This window comes from Umezawaea sp. Da 62-37, assembly GCF_032460545.1.
Classification (GTDB): Bacteria; Actinomycetota; Actinomycetes; order Mycobacteriales; family Pseudonocardiaceae; genus Umezawaea.
Window position 1 is genome coordinate 8,723,502 of record NZ_CP135965.1, and the last position, 16,515, is coordinate 8,740,016.

General features: G+C 69.2%; 15 protein-coding genes and 1 pseudogene. 6 read left to right on the forward strand and 10 right to left on the reverse strand.

Translation table 11 applies throughout. The features are described from left to right. Positions 1–26 precede the first annotated feature (26 nt). From pgl to tkt, 6 genes are read right to left on the reverse strand one after another with little or no spacing between them, the layout of a single operon-like run. Positions 27–785 (reverse strand): 6-phosphogluconolactonase, encoded by a 759-nt coding sequence (gene pgl / locus RM788_RS39735; RefSeq protein WP_315924933.1) that lies wholly within the window; start codon positions 783–785, stop codon positions 27–29. Next, a complete protein-coding gene (gene opcA / locus RM788_RS39740) occupies positions 782–1,882 on the reverse strand; it encodes a glucose-6-phosphate dehydrogenase assembly protein OpcA (RefSeq protein ID WP_315924936.1) in 1,101 nt (366 codons plus the stop codon). The genes pgl and opcA overlap by 4 nt, the downstream gene beginning before the upstream one ends. Further along, positions 1,879–3,429, reverse strand: a complete 1,551-nt coding sequence (gene zwf / locus RM788_RS39745) for a glucose-6-phosphate dehydrogenase (RefSeq protein ID WP_315924938.1) — start codon at positions 3,427–3,429, stop codon at positions 1,879–1,881. The genes opcA and zwf overlap by 4 nt, the downstream gene beginning before the upstream one ends. Continuing rightward, complete coding sequence (locus tag RM788_RS39750) at positions 3,426–5,039, reverse strand: phosphoglucose isomerase-related protein (protein WP_315924940.1); 1,614 nt, start codon at positions 5,037–5,039, stop codon at positions 3,426–3,428. The genes zwf and RM788_RS39750 overlap by 4 nt, the downstream gene beginning before the upstream one ends. 8 nt (positions 5,040–5,047) lie before the next feature. Beyond that, positions 5,048–6,160: a transaldolase gene (gene tal, locus RM788_RS39755; protein WP_315924942.1), complete on the reverse strand. Its 1,113-nt coding sequence runs from the start codon at positions 6,158–6,160 to the stop codon at positions 5,048–5,050. Then, a complete protein-coding gene (gene tkt, locus RM788_RS39760) occupies positions 6,157–8,253 on the reverse strand; it encodes a transketolase (RefSeq protein WP_315924944.1) in 2,097 nt (698 codons plus the stop codon). The genes tal and tkt overlap by 4 nt, the downstream gene beginning before the upstream one ends. A 285-nt stretch (positions 8,254–8,538) precedes the next feature. Here tkt and RM788_RS39765 point away from each other — a divergent pair, with 285 nt between their 5' ends. Next, positions 8,539–9,462: a heme o synthase gene (locus RM788_RS39765; protein ID WP_315924946.1), complete on the forward strand. Its 924-nt coding sequence runs from the start codon at positions 8,539–8,541 to the stop codon at positions 9,460–9,462. A gap of 97 nt (positions 9,463–9,559) precedes the next feature. Here RM788_RS39765 and RM788_RS39770 read toward each other — a convergent pair whose 3' ends face one another. From RM788_RS39770 to RM788_RS39785, 4 genes are read right to left on the reverse strand one after another with little or no spacing between them, the layout of a single operon-like run. Further along, positions 9,560–10,411, reverse strand: a complete 852-nt coding sequence (locus RM788_RS39770) for a p-hydroxycinnamoyl CoA hydratase/lyase (RefSeq protein WP_315924948.1) — start codon at positions 10,409–10,411, stop codon at positions 9,560–9,562. Between the two features lie 54 nt (positions 10,412–10,465). Further along, positions 10,466–11,113, reverse strand: coding sequence for an HD domain-containing protein (locus RM788_RS39775; protein WP_315924950.1), 648 nt, complete (start codon positions 11,111–11,113; stop codon positions 10,466–10,468). A gap of 50 nt (positions 11,114–11,163) precedes the next feature. Further along, positions 11,164–11,811, reverse strand: a complete 648-nt coding sequence (locus tag RM788_RS39780; RefSeq protein WP_315924952.1) for a hypothetical protein — start codon at positions 11,809–11,811, stop codon at positions 11,164–11,166. A 5-nt stretch (positions 11,812–11,816) separates the two neighbouring features. Further along, a complete protein-coding gene (locus RM788_RS39785; RefSeq protein WP_315924954.1) occupies positions 11,817–12,824 on the reverse strand; it encodes a hypothetical protein in 1,008 nt (335 codons plus the stop codon). A 220-nt stretch (positions 12,825–13,044) separates the two neighbouring features. On the opposite strand from RM788_RS39785, the gene RM788_RS39790 reads away from it, so the two are divergent. From RM788_RS39790 to RM788_RS39810, 5 genes and pseudogenes are all read left to right on the forward strand, one after another. Further along, entirely contained in the window at positions 13,045–13,638 is a 594-nt protein-coding gene (locus RM788_RS39790) for an FKBP-type peptidyl-prolyl cis-trans isomerase (protein ID WP_315924956.1), read from the forward strand. 579 nt (positions 13,639–14,217) lie between these two features. Further along, positions 14,218–14,502, forward strand: a pseudogene (locus RM788_RS39795) (helix-turn-helix domain-containing protein); the annotation flags it as partial. 100 nt (positions 14,503–14,602) lie between these two features. Then, positions 14,603–15,259 (forward strand): IS630 family transposase, encoded by a 657-nt coding sequence (locus RM788_RS39800; protein WP_315934876.1) that lies wholly within the window; start codon positions 14,603–14,605, stop codon positions 15,257–15,259. Between the two features lie 103 nt (positions 15,260–15,362). Beyond that, positions 15,363–15,806, forward strand: coding sequence for a helix-turn-helix domain-containing protein (locus tag RM788_RS39805; RefSeq protein ID WP_315924959.1), 444 nt, complete (start codon positions 15,363–15,365; stop codon positions 15,804–15,806). Further along, positions 15,715–16,503, forward strand: a complete 789-nt coding sequence (locus tag RM788_RS39810; protein ID WP_315924961.1) for an IS630 family transposase — start codon at positions 15,715–15,717, stop codon at positions 16,501–16,503. The genes RM788_RS39805 and RM788_RS39810 overlap by 92 nt, the downstream gene beginning before the upstream one ends. Positions 16,504–16,515 lie beyond the last annotated feature (12 nt).

The following is a 16,515-nucleotide window of genomic DNA, read 5'->3' on the forward strand; positions in this document are numbered from 1 at the left end:
GTGTCTGGAGGTTCGACTCGCGGGGGTTAGGTGGGGACTTTGGATGCGGCGGTGGTGTCGAGGAGCCAGAGGGTGCGGTGTTGGCCGGTTGCGCCGGCGGCGGGGAGTTGGACCTCGTCCGCGCCGGTCAGGGCCATCGCCACCGCTTCGGCCTTGGCCTCGCCGGTGGTCATCAGCCAGACCTCGCGGGCCCGGCGGATGGCGGGCAGCGTCAGGGAGACGCGGGTGGGCGGGGGCTTGGGGCAGTCGCGGACGGCCACCACCGAGCGCTCCCGCTCGTGCACGGCGGGGGAGTCGGGGAAGATCGAGGCCACGTGGCCCTCTTCGCCGACACCCAGCAGGAACACGTCGAACGTCGGTGCGGAACCGCCGTCCTCCGAACCGGCCGCGGCCGCCAGCACGTCCGCGTAGGCGTCGGCCGCCGCGTCCGGGTCGTCGCCGAATCGGCCGTCGGACGGCTCCACCGCGTGGACGCGAGCCGGATCCACCTGGACGTGGTCCAGCAGGGCGGCCCGTGCCTGGGTCTCGTTGCGTTCGGGGTGGCCCGCGGGCAGGAAGCGCTCGTCGCCCCAGTAGAGGTCGACCTCGCCCCAGTCGACCGCGTGCACCGCCGGGAGCGCGCGGAGGTGTTCCAGGACCGCCGTGCCGGTGCGCCCGCCGGTGAGCACGAGCGACGCGCGCCCGCGCGCCGCCTGCGCGTCCACCAGCCGGGTCACCAGGCGGGCGGCCGTGGCGGCGGCCAGCAGGTCGCCGTCACGGTGCACCACCACCCGCGGGTCGCTCACGAACCCGCCTTCGCCTTGGCGGGCTTCTTCGCCGCCTTCGGCGCCGCGGCGCCGTTCGACTCCGGCTCGGACTTCGACTCGGCCTCGGCCTTGGCCGCCGCCTTCGCGGAGGCCGGGACCTTGGCGGCGGCGGGCTTCGCCGCGGGCTTGCGGGCCACGGGCTTGGTCGCCGGGGCGCGGCCGCGGACGACCTTGCCCAACGACTTCAGCGCCAGCTCGTACACCTCGTCGGGGTCGAGCCTGCGCAGCTCCTCGGCCAGGCAGTCCCGGATGGACCGGCGTTGCAGCGCGACCCGGCGCTCGGGCTGGTCGGGCTGCACGAGCGTGCCGACGCGACCGTCCGGACGGGACAGTTCGACAGGGCCGGACTTGCGGTCCAGCCGCACGTTGCAGATGCCCTCGCCGCGCACGGCCTTGGTGCGCTTCACCGGGATCTTCAGCCCGGACGCCAACCACGCCGCCAGCAGCTCGGTGGACGGCGAGTCCGCCTCACCGCTGACCTCGGCGTCGACGATCTTCTCGTACGGCGGCAGGTCGAGCGACGAGGCGAGCATCGCGCGCCACAGCGTCAACCTGGTCCACGCGAGGTCCGTGTCGCCCGGCGTGTACGCGGCCTTGCGGCTCTCCAACGCCTTGATCGGGTTCTTCTCCGCGGCGGCGTCGGTGATCCGCCGCTGGGCGAGCACGCCGATCGGGTCCTTCGACGGCACAGCGGGCCCCTCGAAGGGCCACCACGCCACCACGGGGGTGTCGGGCAGCAGCAGCGGCACGACGCAGCTCGCGCCCTCGTCCGCCAGCTCGCCGTAGAGCCGCAGCACGATGACCTCGCTGGCGCCCGCGTCACCGCCCACGCGGATCTGGGCGTCGAGCCGGGGCGACGCCTTGCGGGCGCCGCGAGCCACCACGATCACCCGGCAGGGGTGCTCGCGGCTGGCCTCGTTGGCCGCTTCCACGGCCTCCTCGGTCTTCTCGCCGTCGTCGGTGACGATGACCAGGGTCAGCACGCGCCCGAGCGTGACCGCGCCACCCTCGTCGCGCAGCCGCACCAGCTTGCTGTTGATCCGTGACGTGGTCGTCGACGGCAGGTCGATGATCACGGTCGCCTCCAGTTGCGCCCGGTGCGGGCCACCATCGAGTCGGCGGACGGCGGACCCCAGGTGCCCGCCTTGTACGGTTCCAGAGCGGGCTCGTCCTTCTTGGCCCAGTGCTCCAGGATCGGGTCGAGGATCTCCCACGACAGCTCGACCTCGTCGTTCTTCGGGAACAGCGACGGCTCGCCGAGCAGCACGTCGAGCAGGAGCCGCTCGTAGGCCTCCGGCGACGACTCGGTGAACGCGTGGCCGTAGCCGAAGTCCATCGTGACGTCGCGGACCTCCATCGTGTTGCCCGGCACCTTCGAGCCGAACCTGATGGTCACGCCCTCGTCGGGCTGCACGCGCACGACGAGCGCGTTCTGGCCCAGCTCCTCGGTCGCGGTGTCGTCGAACGGCAGGTGCGGCGCGCGCTTGAACACCACGGCCACCTCCGTCACCCGACGGCCCAGGCGCTTGCCGGTGCGCAGGTAGAACGGCACGCCCGCCCAACGCCGGGTGTTGACCCCGACGGTGATGGCGCCGAACGTCTCCGTCTTCGACTCGGGCGAGAAACCGCCCTCCTCCAGCAGACCGAGCACTTTCTGCCCGCCCTGCCAGCCACCGGTGTACTGGCCGCGCGCGCTCGTCTCGTCGAACGGCTCCACCGGCCTGGTCGCCGAGAGGACCTTCACCTTCTCCGCCCGCAGGTCCGACGGCGCGAAGGAGACGGGCTCCTCCATCGCGGTCAGCGCCAGCAGCTGGAGCAGGTGGTTCTGGATCACGTCGCGGGTCGCGCCGATGCCGTCGTAGTACCCCGCGCGACCGCCGAGACCGATGTCCTCGGCCATGGTGATCTGCACGTGGTCCACGTAGTTCGCGTTCCAGATGGGTTCGTACAGCTGGTTCGCGAAGCGCAGCGCCAGGATGTTCTGGACGGTCTCCTTGCCGAGGTAGTGGTCGATGCGGAACACCGACTCCTCGGGGAAGACGTCGTTCACGATCTTGTTGAGCTGCTTCGCGCTCGATAGGTCGTGGCCGAACGGCTTCTCGATGACGACCCGGCGCCACTGCGACGAGTTGTCACCGGGGGGCGAGGCCAGCCCGGACCGCTTCAGCTGGTTGATCACCAGCGGGAACGCGCTCGGCGGCACCGACAGGTAGAACGCGTGGTTGCCGCCGGTACCGCGCTCGCGGTCGAGGTCGGCGATCGTCGTGGCGAGGTTGTCGAACGCCGAGTCGTCGTCGAAGCTGCCCTGCACGAACCGGATGCCCTCGGCGAGCTGCTCCCACACGGCCTCCCGGAACGGAGTGCGCGCGTGCTCCTTGACCGCCTGGTGCACGACCTCCATGAAGTCCTGGTCGGCCCAGTCGCGGCGGGCGAAGCCGACGAGCGCGAAGCCCGGCGGCAGCAGGCCGCGGTTGGCCAGGTCGTAGATCGCGGGCATGAGCTTCTTGCGCGACAGGTCACCCGTCACACCGAAGATCACCAGGCCGCACGGCCCCGCGATGCGGGGAAGCCGCTTGTCGCGGGGGTCGCGCAACGGGTTGCGCCACTTGGTGCTCGAGCTCACGAACCATCCTCCTGAATGGCTTCGACCAGCTGCGCCAGTCCGGCGACGCGGTCGGTGAGGTGCAGTCGCAGCACCGGCCTGCGGCTCGCGAGCACCTGGCCGTCGCCCAGTGCCTGGGCGAGCTGCAGGACGCTCAGCGTGTACGGCCGCTCCGGGACCTCGAGGTCCACTTCGGACGCACCGGTGATCTGCAGGAAGACGCCGTTCTGGTGTCCCCCCTTGTGGTACTGCCCGGTGGAGTGCAGGAACCGCGGACCCCAGCCGAACGTGGTCTGCAGGTGCGACTGGCGGGCGACCTCGGGGCGCAGCAACGCGAACGAGGCGTCGTCGAGCCGGTCGAGGTAGGCCTGGATCGACACGTAGCCGTGCTCCGGCGCCGCGGCGAACAGCGCCTTCAGCGCGTCCGACACGGTCTTGGTGTCCTTGGGCAGCCAGTCGCCGCTCGGGTGGACCTCGACCGGTCCCTCCACGAACAGCGGCGTGACCGGCTCCGAGGCCGGGGCGTCCAGCAAGGCCCTGGAGGCCTTCTTCGCGGCCTCCACGTCCGGCTGGTCGAACGGGTTGATGCCCAGCACCCGGCCGACGATCGCGGTCGCGTACTCCCACAGCAGGAACTGCGCGCCGAGCGAGCCGTCCACCGAGACCGACGAGGACCCGGTGGCCGGGCCGATCGCGACGGTCGTGGCGTCCGAGCGCGCGTCCACGAAACCGGGCGCGCCCGGTCCGTCGACCGCGATCGGCAGCAGGCCGGTGCCGTTCTTGCCGGTGGACTCGGCGATCAGCTGCTCGACCCAGTCGGCGAAGCCCTTGATGCCCGAGCCGGTGTCGGCGAAGACGACCTTCTCCGCACCGTGGGCGTGCGCCGCGCCGAACGTCGCCGCCAGCACGATCGCGGGGTTGTCGGGGGAGTCCGCCGTCAGCAGCTCGGCCGCGCCGGCGGCCTGGTCGAGCAGCCCGCCGATGTCCGCGCCCGCGAGACCGGACGGCACGAGGCCGAACGCGGTCAGCGCCGAGTAGCGGCCGCCGACGTTCGGGTCGGCCAGGAACACCTTGCGGTAGCCCAGTTCCCCCGACAGCGCCTCGAAGGGCGAGCCGGGGTCGGTCACCACGACGATGCGCGACGCGGCGTCGATGCCCGCGTCGGTGAACGCCTTGGCGAAGATCCGCCGGTGGCTGTCGGTCTCGACGGTGCCGCCGGACTTCGACGACACCACGATCACGGTGCGCTGGAGGTCGCCCGCGAGCGCGTCGGCCACCTGCGCCGGGTCCGTGGTGTCCAGCACGACGAGCGGGACGCCCGCCGTGCCGGTGATCACCTCGGGTGCCAGCGAGGAGCCGCCCATGCCCGCGAGCACGACCCGGTCCACGCCCTCGGCGTGCAGCTCGGCGCGCAGCGCGAGGATCTCGTCGACCAGCGGCCGGGACGTCTCGTGCAGCGACGTCCAGGCCAGCCGGATGGCCGACTCGGACTCCGCCTCGGCACCCCACAGCGTGGCGTCGTGGGAGGCGATCCGGCCGGCCACGCCGTCGGCGACGAGCTCGCCGACGATCGTGTCGACCTGGTCCTGGTTCGGCGTGCGGACGATCTCCACGGAGATCACGTCGGTCATGTGGAGGTTCAGCCCTTCGCCTTGTCGAGCTGGCCCGTCACGGTCTCCAGCAGCTCTTCCCAGGACTTCTCGAACTTCTCGACGCCCTCGGTCTCGAGGGTGATGAACACGTCGTCGATGTCGATCCCCGCCTGCGCCAGCGCGTCGAAGACCTCCTGGGCCTCCTCGGCGCCACCGGTGACGGTGTCGCCGACGACGTTGCCGTGGTCGGCCACCGCGTCGAGGGTCTTCTCCGGCATGGTGTTCACGACGTTCTCGACGACGAGCTCGTCCACGTAGCGCGTGTCCGAGTACGCCGGGTCCTTCACGCCGGTCGACGCCCACAGCGGCCGCTGCGCCCGCGCGCCGGCGGCCGCGAGGGCCTCCCAGCGCTCGCCCGCGAAGGTCTCCTCGTAGGCGGCGAACGCGAGCCGGGCGTTGGCGATGGCGGCCTGGCCGCGCAGCGCGAGCGCCTCGGGGGTGCCGATCGCGTTGAGGCGCTTGTCGATCTCGGTGTCCACGCGGGACACGAAGAACGACGCGACGGAGTGGATGGTGGACAGGTCGTGGCCGTTGGCCTTGGCCTGCTCCAGGCCCGAGATGTAGGCCTCCATCACGTGCCGGTAGCGCTCGGTGGAGAAGATCAGCGTCACGTTCACGCTGACGCCCTCGGCGATCACCTTCGTGATCGCGGGGATGCCCTCGAGGCTGGCCGGGATCTTCACCATGAGGTTGGGGCGGTCGACCGTCTTCCACAGGTCGAGCGCCTCGGCGACCGTGGCGTCGGTGTCGCCCGCGAGCCGCGGGTCGACCTCCAGGGACACCCGGCCGTCGACGCCGTCGGTGGCCGTGTAGACGTCGCGGAACAGGTCGCACGCGGTGCGCACGTCCGTCGTGGTGATCTCCTTGACGGTGGCCTCGGTGCTCGCGCCGCGCGCGGCCAGCTCCCGGACCTGCTCGTCGTAGGCCTCGCCCTTCGACAGGGCGCTCGCGAAGATCGTCGGGTTCGTGGTCACGCCGACCACGTTCTTGTCGCTGACCAGCGAGGCCAGGTTGCCGGTGTTGAGCCGCTCGCGGGACAGGTCGTCCAGCCAGATGGAGACGCCGGCCTCGCTGAGAGCGGTCAGGTTGGGGTTGCTCACTTGCTCTCCTCCACATTCCGCAGCGAGGTGTGAGCCGCCGCGACGACGTTCTCGGTCGTGAAACCGAATTCCTTGAACAGGGTCTGGTAGTCGGCGGAAGCGCCGAAGTGCTCGATCGAGACGATCTCGCCCGCGTCGCCGACCCAGCGGTGCCACGACTGGGCGATGCCCGCCTCGACCGCGACCCGCGCCTTGACCGACGGCGGGAACACGCTGTCGCGGTAGGACTTGTCCTGCGCCTCGAACCACTCGAAGCACGGCATGGACACGACGCGGGTGGGAACGCCCTCGCCCTCCAGCACCTTGGCCGCCTCGACGGCGATCTGGAGCTCCGAGCCGGTGCCGACCAGCACCAGCCGCGGCGTGCCGCCGGAAGCCTCGGACAGCACGTACGCGCCCTTGGACACGCCCTCGTAGGAGGTGCCCTCCAGGGTCGGCACGTTCTGCCGGGTCAGCGCCAGGCCCGCGGGGGCGGCGTTCTCCAGGATCGTGCGCCACGCGTACGCGGTCTCGTTCGCGTCGCCGGGGCGGACCACGGCCAGGCCGGGGATCGCGCGCAGCGCGGAGAGGTGCTCGACCGGCTGGTGCGTCGGGCCGTCCTCGCCCAGACCGATGGAGTCGTGCGTCCACACGTAGGTGACCGACGCCTCCATGATCGCCGCGAGCCGCACGGCCGGGCGCATGTAGTCGGAGAACACCATGAACGTGCCGCCGTAGGGCCGGGTCGGGCCGTGCAGCGCGATGCCGTTGAGGATCGAGCCCATCGCGTGCTCGCGGACGCCGAAGTGCAGCGTGCGGCCGTACGGGTCGGTCTTCCACATCCCGGTGGAGATGCTCGCCGGACCGAAGGACTTCTCGCCCTTGATCGACGTCAGGTTGCTCTCGGCGAGGTCGGCGGAACCGCCCCACAGTTCGGGCAGCACACCCGCGACCGCGTTGATGACCTCACCGGAGGCCTTGCGGGTCGAGGTGCCCTTCGCGTCGACCGGGTAGGTCGGCAGCGAGTCGGTCCACCCCTCGGGCAGCTTCTTCGCGACGAGCCGGTCCAGCAGCGCCTTGCGCTCCGGGTTGGCCTGCGCCCACGCGTCGAAGCCCTTCTGCCACTCCGCCTTCGCGTGCTCGCCGCGCTTGCCGACCTCGCGGGCGTGCGCCAGGACCTCGTCGGAGACCTCGAAGGTCTTCTCCGGGTCGAAGCCGAGCGCGACCTTGACGGCCTTGACCTCGTCGTCGCCCAGCGCCGCGCCGTGCGCCGCGCCGGTGTTCATCTTCTTGGGCGACGGGTAGCCGATGATCGTGCGCAGCAGGATGAACGACGGCCTGCCGGTCTCGGCCTTCGCGGCCTTGAGCGCGGCCTCCAGGTCGGTGACGTTCTCGCCGCCCTCGACGACCTGCACGTGCCAGCCGTACGCCTCGTAGCGCTTGGCCGTGTCCTCGCTGAGCGCGATCGTGGTGTCGTCCTCGATCGAGATCTTGTTGTCGTCGTAGACGACCGTCAGGTTGCCCAGCTGCTGGGTGCCCGCGAGCGAGGACGCCTCGGACGTCACGCCCTCCTCGATGTCGCCGTCGGAGGCGATCACGAAGATGTCGTGGTCGAACGGGCTCTCGCCCGGCGCGGTCTCGGGGTCGAACAGGCCGCGCTCGCGGCGGGCCGCCATCGCCATGCCCACCGCGGAGGCGAGCCCCTGGCCCAGCGGGCCGGTGGTGATCTCGACGCCGTTGGTGTGCCGGTACTCGGGGTGGCCGGGGGTCTTGGAACCCCACGTGCGCAACGCCTTGAGGTCTTCGACCTCCAGGCCGTACCCGGCGAGGAACAGCTGGATGTACAGCGTCAGGCTGGAGTGGCCCGCGGACAGCACGAAGCGGTCGCGGCCGATCCAGTCGGCGTCGGCGGGGTCGTGCCGCATGACGCGCTGGAAGAGGGTGTAGGCCAAGGGCGCCAGGCTCATCGCAGTGCCGGGGTGGCCGTTGCCGACCTTCTGCACGGCGTCGGCCGCGAGAACGCGCACCGTGTCCACCGCTCGCTTGTCCAGCTCGGTCCAGTCGTCGGGCAGATGGGCCTCGGTCAACCGGGTGACGTCGTCGCTCACGGACACGGACACAGCTCCACTCTCACGTAGGCGGAAACGGTCTTCTCCATCGATACAGCCGACCTGTTCCCGCGGGTTCCCTCGTCCTCCTCCCAGCCTAGTCCCGAGGGTCCGCGCATGTGATCTGAGCGCGAACGACACGACTGTGCGTGTCGGCACAAGGTGGTGCGGAGTCATACGGACGGGGCTGTTGATCTGTTCAGGTCCGATCGGGACGGCCCCGGCCTGCTGTGGCCGCCGCCACGCGGTTAGGCTTCCGGCATCCCCGACCTGGTAGAGGAGCGCGACGCGATGAGTGCCGTCACCGAGGCCCCGGCGCGGTCGCCCCGACAGGTGGTGGGCGCCTACGTGGCGCTGACGAAGCCCCGCGTCATCGAGCTGCTGCTGATCACGACCATCCCGGCGATGCTGCTGGCCGCCCGCGGCGTGCCGCCGCTGTGGCTGATCGCGTGCACGCTGGCGGGCGGGACGCTGGCCGCGGGCAGCGCGAACGCGCTGAACTGCTACGTGGACGCCGACATCGACTCGGTGATGAAGCGGACCACCTCCCGGCCGCTGGCCCAGCAGACGATCCCGCCGCGCAACGCCCTGGTGTTCGGCGTGGTGCTCGGCGTGCTGTCGTTCGCTTTCCTGTGGATCACCACGAACCTGATGTCCGCGGTCTTCGCCGTCGCGACGATCCTGTTCTACATCTTCGTCTACACGCTGGTGCTCAAGCGGCGCACGTCGCAGAACATCATCTGGGGCGGGATGGCCGGGTGCATGCCGGTGATCATCGGCTGGTCGGCGGTGACCGGCACGGTCGGCTGGCCCGCCCTCGTGATGTTCGGCGTGATCTTCTTCTGGACCCCGCCGCACACGTGGGCGCTGGCGATGAAGTTCAAGGAGGACTACGCGCGGGCCGGCGTGCCGATGCTGCCGGTGGTCGCGACCGCGCAGCAGGTGACCAGGCAGATCGTGATCTACTCGTGGATCACCGTGGTGTGCACGCTGCTGCTGGCGCCGGTGACCAGCTGGATCTACGTGGCCGTGGCCGCGGTGTCCGGCGTGTGGTTCGCGGTGTTCGCGCACAAGCTGCACAACGTGGTCCGCAAGGGCGGGTCGACGAACACCATGAAGTTCTTCCACATGTCGAACCTGTACCTGATGCTGGTGTTCTGCGGCCTCGCCGTCGACGCGGTCGTCGGCCTGCCCGTCCTCGGCTGGCCGTTCTAGGCGCTGCCGCCTTCCGGATCCGCGCGGTGGCCCGCTCCTGACCAAGGGGTGAACCCCTGCGGACGGCTCCGGGCCCCCAGAGCCGTCCGCCCACAGGTCAGCCCTCCGAGCGGTCCTCGAAGGACTTGAGTCCCGGCCGGTAGGACTTGTCGTCGAGGAACCGCGAGAGCCCCTGGACCTTGGCGCGCTCGGGGTCGTGGCCGGTGGTCGCGTCGAGCTTGGCGTACAGGTAGTCCTCCGCCTGGTCCCAGGACATCTGCTGGACCTTGCGGAAGCCGATCTTGGCGGCCCTGAGCACCGTCGGGTTGGTGGCGGCGAGCTTCTTGGCGACCTCGGTGGTGCGCTCCTTGAGCCGGTCCGCGGGCACCGCCTCGTTCACCAGCCGCATCTCCGAGGCCCGCCTCCCGTCGAAGGTCTCGCCGGTCATGATGAACCACAGGGCGTCCCGCGACGAGACCGTCTCGGCCAGCGCCCTGGAGACCAGGCCGCCGGGGGGAATGCCCCAGTTGACCTCGGACAGGCCGAAGGTGGCGTCCTCGGAGGCGATGGCGAGGTCGCAGGCGACCAAAGGGGTGAAGGCGCCGCCGAAGCACCAGCCGTTGACCATGGCGATGGTGGGCTTGATGAAGTTCATGAGCCTGCGCCACTGCCACTCGCTGGACTGGCGCCTGACCCTGGCCTCGACGTGGCCGGGGGCGTCGTCGACCTCGCGGAAGTACTCCTTGAGGTCCATGCCCGCCGACCACGAATCGCCGCGGCCGGTGAGCACGACCACGCGGACCGCCTCGTCCGCCTCCAGTTCGTCGAGAGCCCTGGCCATCTCCTGGTTCAGGGTCGGGCTCATGGCGTTGCGCTTGTGCGGCCGGTCGAAGTACAGCCAGCCGATGCCGTGGTCGTCCACCTCGATGGCGACGGTTTCGTAGGTCCCGCGATTGCCGTTGGGGTGCATTGGTGTCCTTCCCCGCACCGCGTCGACCGCGAGGCCCCCGAACGGGGCACGGGGTCAGGACACGGCGGCGAGCAGATCGGTCACGCACGGGTCGTCGAGGGATTCGACGATGCACTGCCACAGTTCCAGGTTCGCGGTCGCCCAGCGCGAGTACGTGGCGGCCGCTTCGGGGTCGTAGAAGTAGTAGCCGTCGTCCTGCTTGTCCTGCTGCTCGCCGACGATCTTGTGCGCGAGTTCGCGCAGGGTGATGCCGTTCTCCAGCAGGTACTTGTGCGCCAGCACCACCGGGGTCACCGGCAGGGCCTTGAACAGGGTGTCCGCGTCGGACAGGGCCTGCGCCTCCGGTGAGATGTCGCGGTGGCGGTTGCGCATCTCCGCCTCGTCCACGATCCGGTCGATCCAGTCCGAGGTGGCGGCGTCCACGCCGGCGTCGGCGAGGATCCGCATCCGCAGGTCGCTGCCCTCCGCGGCGGGCGAGTTGCGGCGGACGACGTAGTTGACGTCGTGCACCAGCGCCGCGACGTGCACCACGTCCACGTCGGAGCCGTTGCGCTCGGCGAAGTGCACCGACTTGTCGCGCACGAAGCTGACGTGGTGCCAGCCGTGGAACTGCAATTGGGGAGCCAAGCGCGTGCACAACTCCCACACGCGCCGCTCCACCCCGGTCATGACCTCGGTCGAAAGTGCGTTTCGGACACGCATCGGAACCCTCCCTGGTCGGGTGGGCCGATGGTAGGTCGCGCCGGTGATCCTTAGAGCTGGTTCGTCAGTTCCTCCAACCGCGACTCGACCGGCACGTGCCGGTGGCTGGACCGCGTGTCCGGGTCGAACGACAGGCTCCACGGGCGCACCGCGCGGGACTTGACCAGGAACGTCATCGTGTCGTCCTCGGCCACCGGGATGCGGTGGAACTCGTGCGCCAGCATCGTGCCCGACGTCCCCGCCGGGCACTCGGTCCGGCGCAGCAGCTCGGCGGACAGGATGGCCGATCCGCCGTCGTCGAGCCGCGCGGTGTACCTCTCGTGCAGGTAGGAGCCCGACAGGATCGTCGTGCAGAAGTGGTACCGGTGGTTGTGGACGGAATCGGCGTACCCGTGGCGCCAGTCCCGCTGCGGTTTGTACTCGTGCAACCAGAACGTGAACGGCTCGGTCGGCTCGTCGCGCAGGCACCACGCGAAGTGCGTGGTGGTCTCGCGCGACCGCGTGACGACCCGTGTCCTCTCCTGGGGCGGAAGGGCGCGCAGGTGGCCGCGCAGCCGCTCCCGCAACCCCGGTCGGGCCGCCCACGTGTCGAACAGCGATCCGACGTCGGACCACCGGTCGACGGCAGGGGGACCGGCCGCGGTGATCCCGGACGCGAGTTCGGTGATGGTGGCCAGCCCGGTCAAGTCGGTGGGCACCGCTATCAGCTCCCCAGCTGAGCAAAGGCCGAGAATTCCCGGCGGAATGTGTGGAACTTCTCCTCTAGTGATTGGAAGTCGCTGTCGGACAGCGACGCACCGGTGATCTTCTCGAACAGCGCGAAGAATTCCACGCGGGTCGTGTTCGGTCCGATCACGAAGTGCTGCCCGGCTCGGGATTTGCTGACCCGGAGGAACTCGGCTCTTTCCATCCCGTACAGGAATGAGCCTTCCGAGAAGCGCAGCGTCCGCGGGTAGAGCCGGATCACACCCGCACTGGTGTTGCTGTAGAGCGAAAGCCACACGCTGTCGTCGAACAGCTCCAATCGTTCCACCGGCAGGTCCGAGATGATCGTGACGTCGATCCGGCTGCACCGGCCGCGGGCCAGGAAGAGGCCCACGAGCCCGATGGAGATCTGCTCGCGCAGCTGACTCTGGATGCCGTCGTAGTCGCCATCGGCACCCTCGTTGCGGAGCAGGTACCTCGCCCGGTCGCCGATGGCGCTGCCGTCGCGCGGGTCCGCGAGCACGGCCCGCAACTCGCACTCCGACTGCGACAACAGCAGTCTGCACGCCGCGTACCTGCCCGCGAAGCCGCGGAAGCAGTACAGCCGGGTGCGGTCGAGGTCCTGCATCATGACCTGGTTGAACGCCGGGTCGGGCTTCGCGGTTGGCTCGAACACGTGGCTGGGGAAGAACTCGCGGTCGAGCGCGCGGTACTCGGCGGTCAACTCCTGGAGGGCCTTGCGGCTCTCCTCGACGACGGGGGTCACGAGCGCGCGCTGCGTGGCCGAGCTGGTCAGCAGCGTCTGCCCGAAACCGACCACGGCGGAGATCATGGTGCCGGTGCCGATCGAGGTCAGGAAATTCTTCAACATACCGGGATCCATGCCACTGGAAATAATCAGGCATGTCCCCGAAGTGACGATAAGGCTCAGCAGGAGCAGGCCTGTTCGGGTCCAAAACAATTCCTGCAACAGGTTGCTGCGGATGCCCCTGGCGTCCGCGGACACAAAGTCACCTCCTAGGCTCGCGCCCGATCGGGCTAATGCTTTGCGTACCCGATCAAGTGCGAAGAGTCACTGTACGCGCAGGCGTGAACGTATGAAAGACGCAATTAGTGGTGGTTTGATCGCGTTCTTTTCGACGGCCGTGCGCGCACGGTGAAGGGTGTTGGGCCACCGGTGGGCCTGGGCGTCAGTCGGTCGGACGCTCCACCTAAGCTCCGCAACCATGCGTACTGTCGGCCGTACGGCCCTGATCCTCGTCACCCTGCTGTCCGCCGGACTCTCCACCGTCGCGTGCACGGCCAGCGATCGACCGTCCACCCTGACCAGCGGGGCCTCCACGCCCGCGGCGCAGCCGTCCGCCAGCCCGGAAGCACAGCCCAGCGCGGTGTCGCCCGCCAGCGGGCCGCCCTGCTCGCCGGACGACTTCAAGGTGGAGGGGGCGCTCGGGAGCAAGCCCACGATCACGGTCCCCTCCGGGTGCAAGCCGCAGGACGGGCTTGTGGTGAAGGACGTGGAACCGGGCACCGGACCGGAGATCAAGCAGGGGTCCACGGCGTCGCTGCACTACGTGCTGGCGACGTTCAGCGACCGGCAGACGCGGGAGGCGTCCTGGGACTCCGGCAAGCCGTTCGACCTGGAGAACATCGGGCAGGCAGCGGTGATCGACGGGTGGAACGAGGGGTTGATCGGGTTGAAGCAGGGTGGTCGGCGGCTGCTGGTCGTGCCGTCGGACAAGGGGTACCCGCAGGGTCAGGGGTCGATCCCGCCGGGGGAGACGCTCGTGTTCGTGATCGACGCGGTGCAGGTTTCTGGTTGATCTTTTGGTGTGGTGGCCCGTCGATCCTTTGGGGTCGGCGGGTTTTTTTGTGGGGCTCAACCCCGCGAAGCCCGGCCCCCGGCGCGCGATTGTCTCAATGCCACACCACCGTTTGTCAAGGCGGGAAAGATGCCTTGACAAACGGTGGTGTGGCAGGAGGGCGCTGTGTATCGGGGGCAGGGGGAGGTGTGGCTTCGCTTGTGGCGGCGGTGCGGATTTGGGGCACCTCGCTGCGCGTCGGTCGGGCATCGGGCGTTGCCCGACAGGGCCACGGGCGCTCCGCGCCGGGTGCGAGGGGGCGGCTGCGCCGATGGGGTAATCGGGCTGTGCCTCGCTCCGCGACGGGCAGGGTGTGGTGGCTCCGTTTTGGATGGAGCGTTCGGCTTCTGGCGGCTAGTAGAGCGTCGTGGCTTAGTTATGACGTAACTGGGATACTGGTCTCCGGCAGGCTTTCTCCCCCCGCCGGACAGGACGGCCGCCATGGGCGCACAGAAGAAACATCCGGTCACGCTGACCGAGCGAGATCGTGACGAGTTGATCCGAGTGACCAGGACGGGCGTGCACCCGGCTTCGTCGATCATGCGGGCGCGGGTGCTGCTCGCGTTGGACACCTCGATCGGCGCGGTCGATCCGAAGGAGGCGATCGCGGCACGTCTGGGGGTCTCGGGCGAGACCCTGCGCCTGATCGCCCAACGGTTCGCCGAGACCGGCGGTGACGTGCACGCGACGATCGCACGCAAGAAGCGAGAGTTTCCGCCGGTGGCCTCGGTGGTGACCGGCGAGGTCGAGGCCAGGCTGATCGCACTCGCCTGCTCGACCCCGCCCGCGGGATACGCGCGATGGTCGCTGCGACTGCTGGAGAAACACGTCGCACTCATCGAGGACATCCCGGACCTGGACCACTCCACCATCGGACGGATCCTAAAAAACGAGGCTGCGTCCTCATCTGAGGAAGTGCTGGACCATCCCACCCAAGGCGAACGCGGCCTTCGCCGCCGCGATGGAGGACGTCCTCTCCGTCTACGCCCGACCCCACGACCCGACCAGACCGGTGGTCTGCATGGACGAGAAGCCCTACCAACTGCTGGGCCACGCCCGCGACCCGATCCCCGCCACCCCCGGACACGACCTCAAACAGGACAGCGAATACGTCCGCCACGGCACCTGCGCGATCTTCTGCTGGGTCGAACCCTTGCAGGGCTGGCGATACGTGGACGCCCGACCTCGCCGGACCAGGGTCGACTGGGCTCACCAGGTCGAGCGGCTCCTGACCGTGGACTACCCCGAGGCAGAGAAGGTCGTGCTGGTGATGGACAACCTCAACACCCACACCATCGCCTCTCTCTACCAGGCCTTCGACCCGGCGAAGGCGTTCGGATTGGCCCAACGCCTGGAGATCCACCACACCCCCAAACACGGGTCCTGGCTCAACATCGCCGAGATCGAACTATCCGCACTCACCCGCCAATGCCTCACCCGCCGCATCGACGACCTCGACCTACTCAACACCGAACTCGCCGCCTGGCGGCAGGCCACCAACACCGACCAACGTCAGGTCGACTGGCACTTCACCACCGACGACGCCCGCACCCGACTCCGACACCTCTACCCCAAAAGTTAGAAGCGACGGTCTACTAGTAGCATGTCGCTGCTTAGTTTTGATGCTTGTGGCTGGGAGGCTGTTGTCCGGCAGGCCCTTTCCCTGCCGGACAAGGACTGGTGTGGTGATTTCGCAGTTGAAGCGGCCGGTCAGGTTGTCGGCGCGGGATCGTGAGGAGTTGATCCGATGGACCACGACGGGTGTGCATCCGGCATCGTCGATCATGCGTGCGCGGGTGTTGCTCGCCTTGGACATCTCGGTGGGCGAGCCTGATCCAAAGGAAGTGGTGGCGGCTCGGCTCGAGGTCTCGGGCGAGACGCTGCGGCTGGTCGCCAGGCGGTTTGCCGAGACCGGTGGTGATGTGCTGGCCACGATCTCGCGCAAAAAGCGGGATCTTCCGCCGGTGCCGTCGCCGGTGACTGGTGAGGTGGAGGCTCGACTGATCGCGCTGGCGTGCTCGGCGCCGCCGGCAGGGTATGCCCGGTGGTCGTTGCGGCTGCTGGAAAAGCACGTCGAACTCACCGAGGACATCCCGAATCTGGACCACTCGACCATCGGTCGGGTTTGAAAAAACGGAACTGCGTCCTCATCTGAGGAAGTGCTGGAACATCCCGCCGCGGGCGAACGCGGAGTTCGCCGCCCGTTTGGAAGACGTGCTCGCCGTCTACGCCCGCCCGCACGATCCTGCCCGTCCGGTCGTGTGCATGGACGAAAAACCCTTCCAGTTCCTGGGCGAGGTCCGTGACCCGCTGCCTGCCCGGCCAGGCCGCGATGCCCGCCAGGACAGCGAATACGTCCGGTGTGGCACCTGCTCGATCTTCGTGTGGGCAGAACCCCTGCGCGGGTGGCGCCGTGTCCACGCCCTGGCCCGGCGCACCAAACTCGACTGGGCCGGGCAGGTCAAACAGCTCCTGACCGTGGACTACCCCGACGCCGAAACAGGGGTACTGGTCATGGACAACCTCAACACCCACGGCATCGCCTCGCTCTACGAAGCGTTCGAACCCGGCGAGGCCTTCAACCTGGCCCAGCGCCTGGAGATCCACCACACCCCCAAACACGGGTCCTGGCTCAACATCGCCGAGATCGAACTGTCCGCGCTGTCACGGCAATGCCTCGACCGCCGCATCAGCGACCTCGACACCCTCAACACCGAACTCGCCGCCTGGCAGCACGCCATCAACACCGAACAGCGTCAAGTCCGGTGGCAATTCACCACCGACGACGCCCGCACCCGACTCCGCCAACTCTACCCCAAAGGTTAAAAGCGACGGTCT

Coding starts and splice junctions, on each gene's coding strand:
- RM788_RS39750 (WP_315924940.1), bottom strand. CDS start 5,039: ATGACCGACGTGATCTCCGTGGAGATCGTCCGCACGCCGAACCAGGAC.
- RM788_RS39765 (WP_315924946.1), top strand. CDS start 8,539: ATGAGTGCCGTCACCGAGGCCCCGGCGCGGTCGCCCCGACAGGTGGTG.
- RM788_RS39770 (WP_315924948.1), bottom strand. CDS start 10,411: ATGCACCCCAACGGCAATCGCGGGACCTACGAAACCGTCGCCATCGAG.
- RM788_RS39775 (WP_315924950.1), bottom strand. CDS start 11,113: ATGCGTGTCCGAAACGCACTTTCGACCGAGGTCATGACCGGGGTGGAG.
- RM788_RS39790 (WP_315924956.1), top strand. CDS start 13,045: ATGCGTACTGTCGGCCGTACGGCCCTGATCCTCGTCACCCTGCTGTCC.
- RM788_RS39810 (WP_315924961.1), top strand. CDS start 15,715: ATGCCCGGTGGTCGTTGCGGCTGCTGGAAAAGCACGTCGAACTCACCG.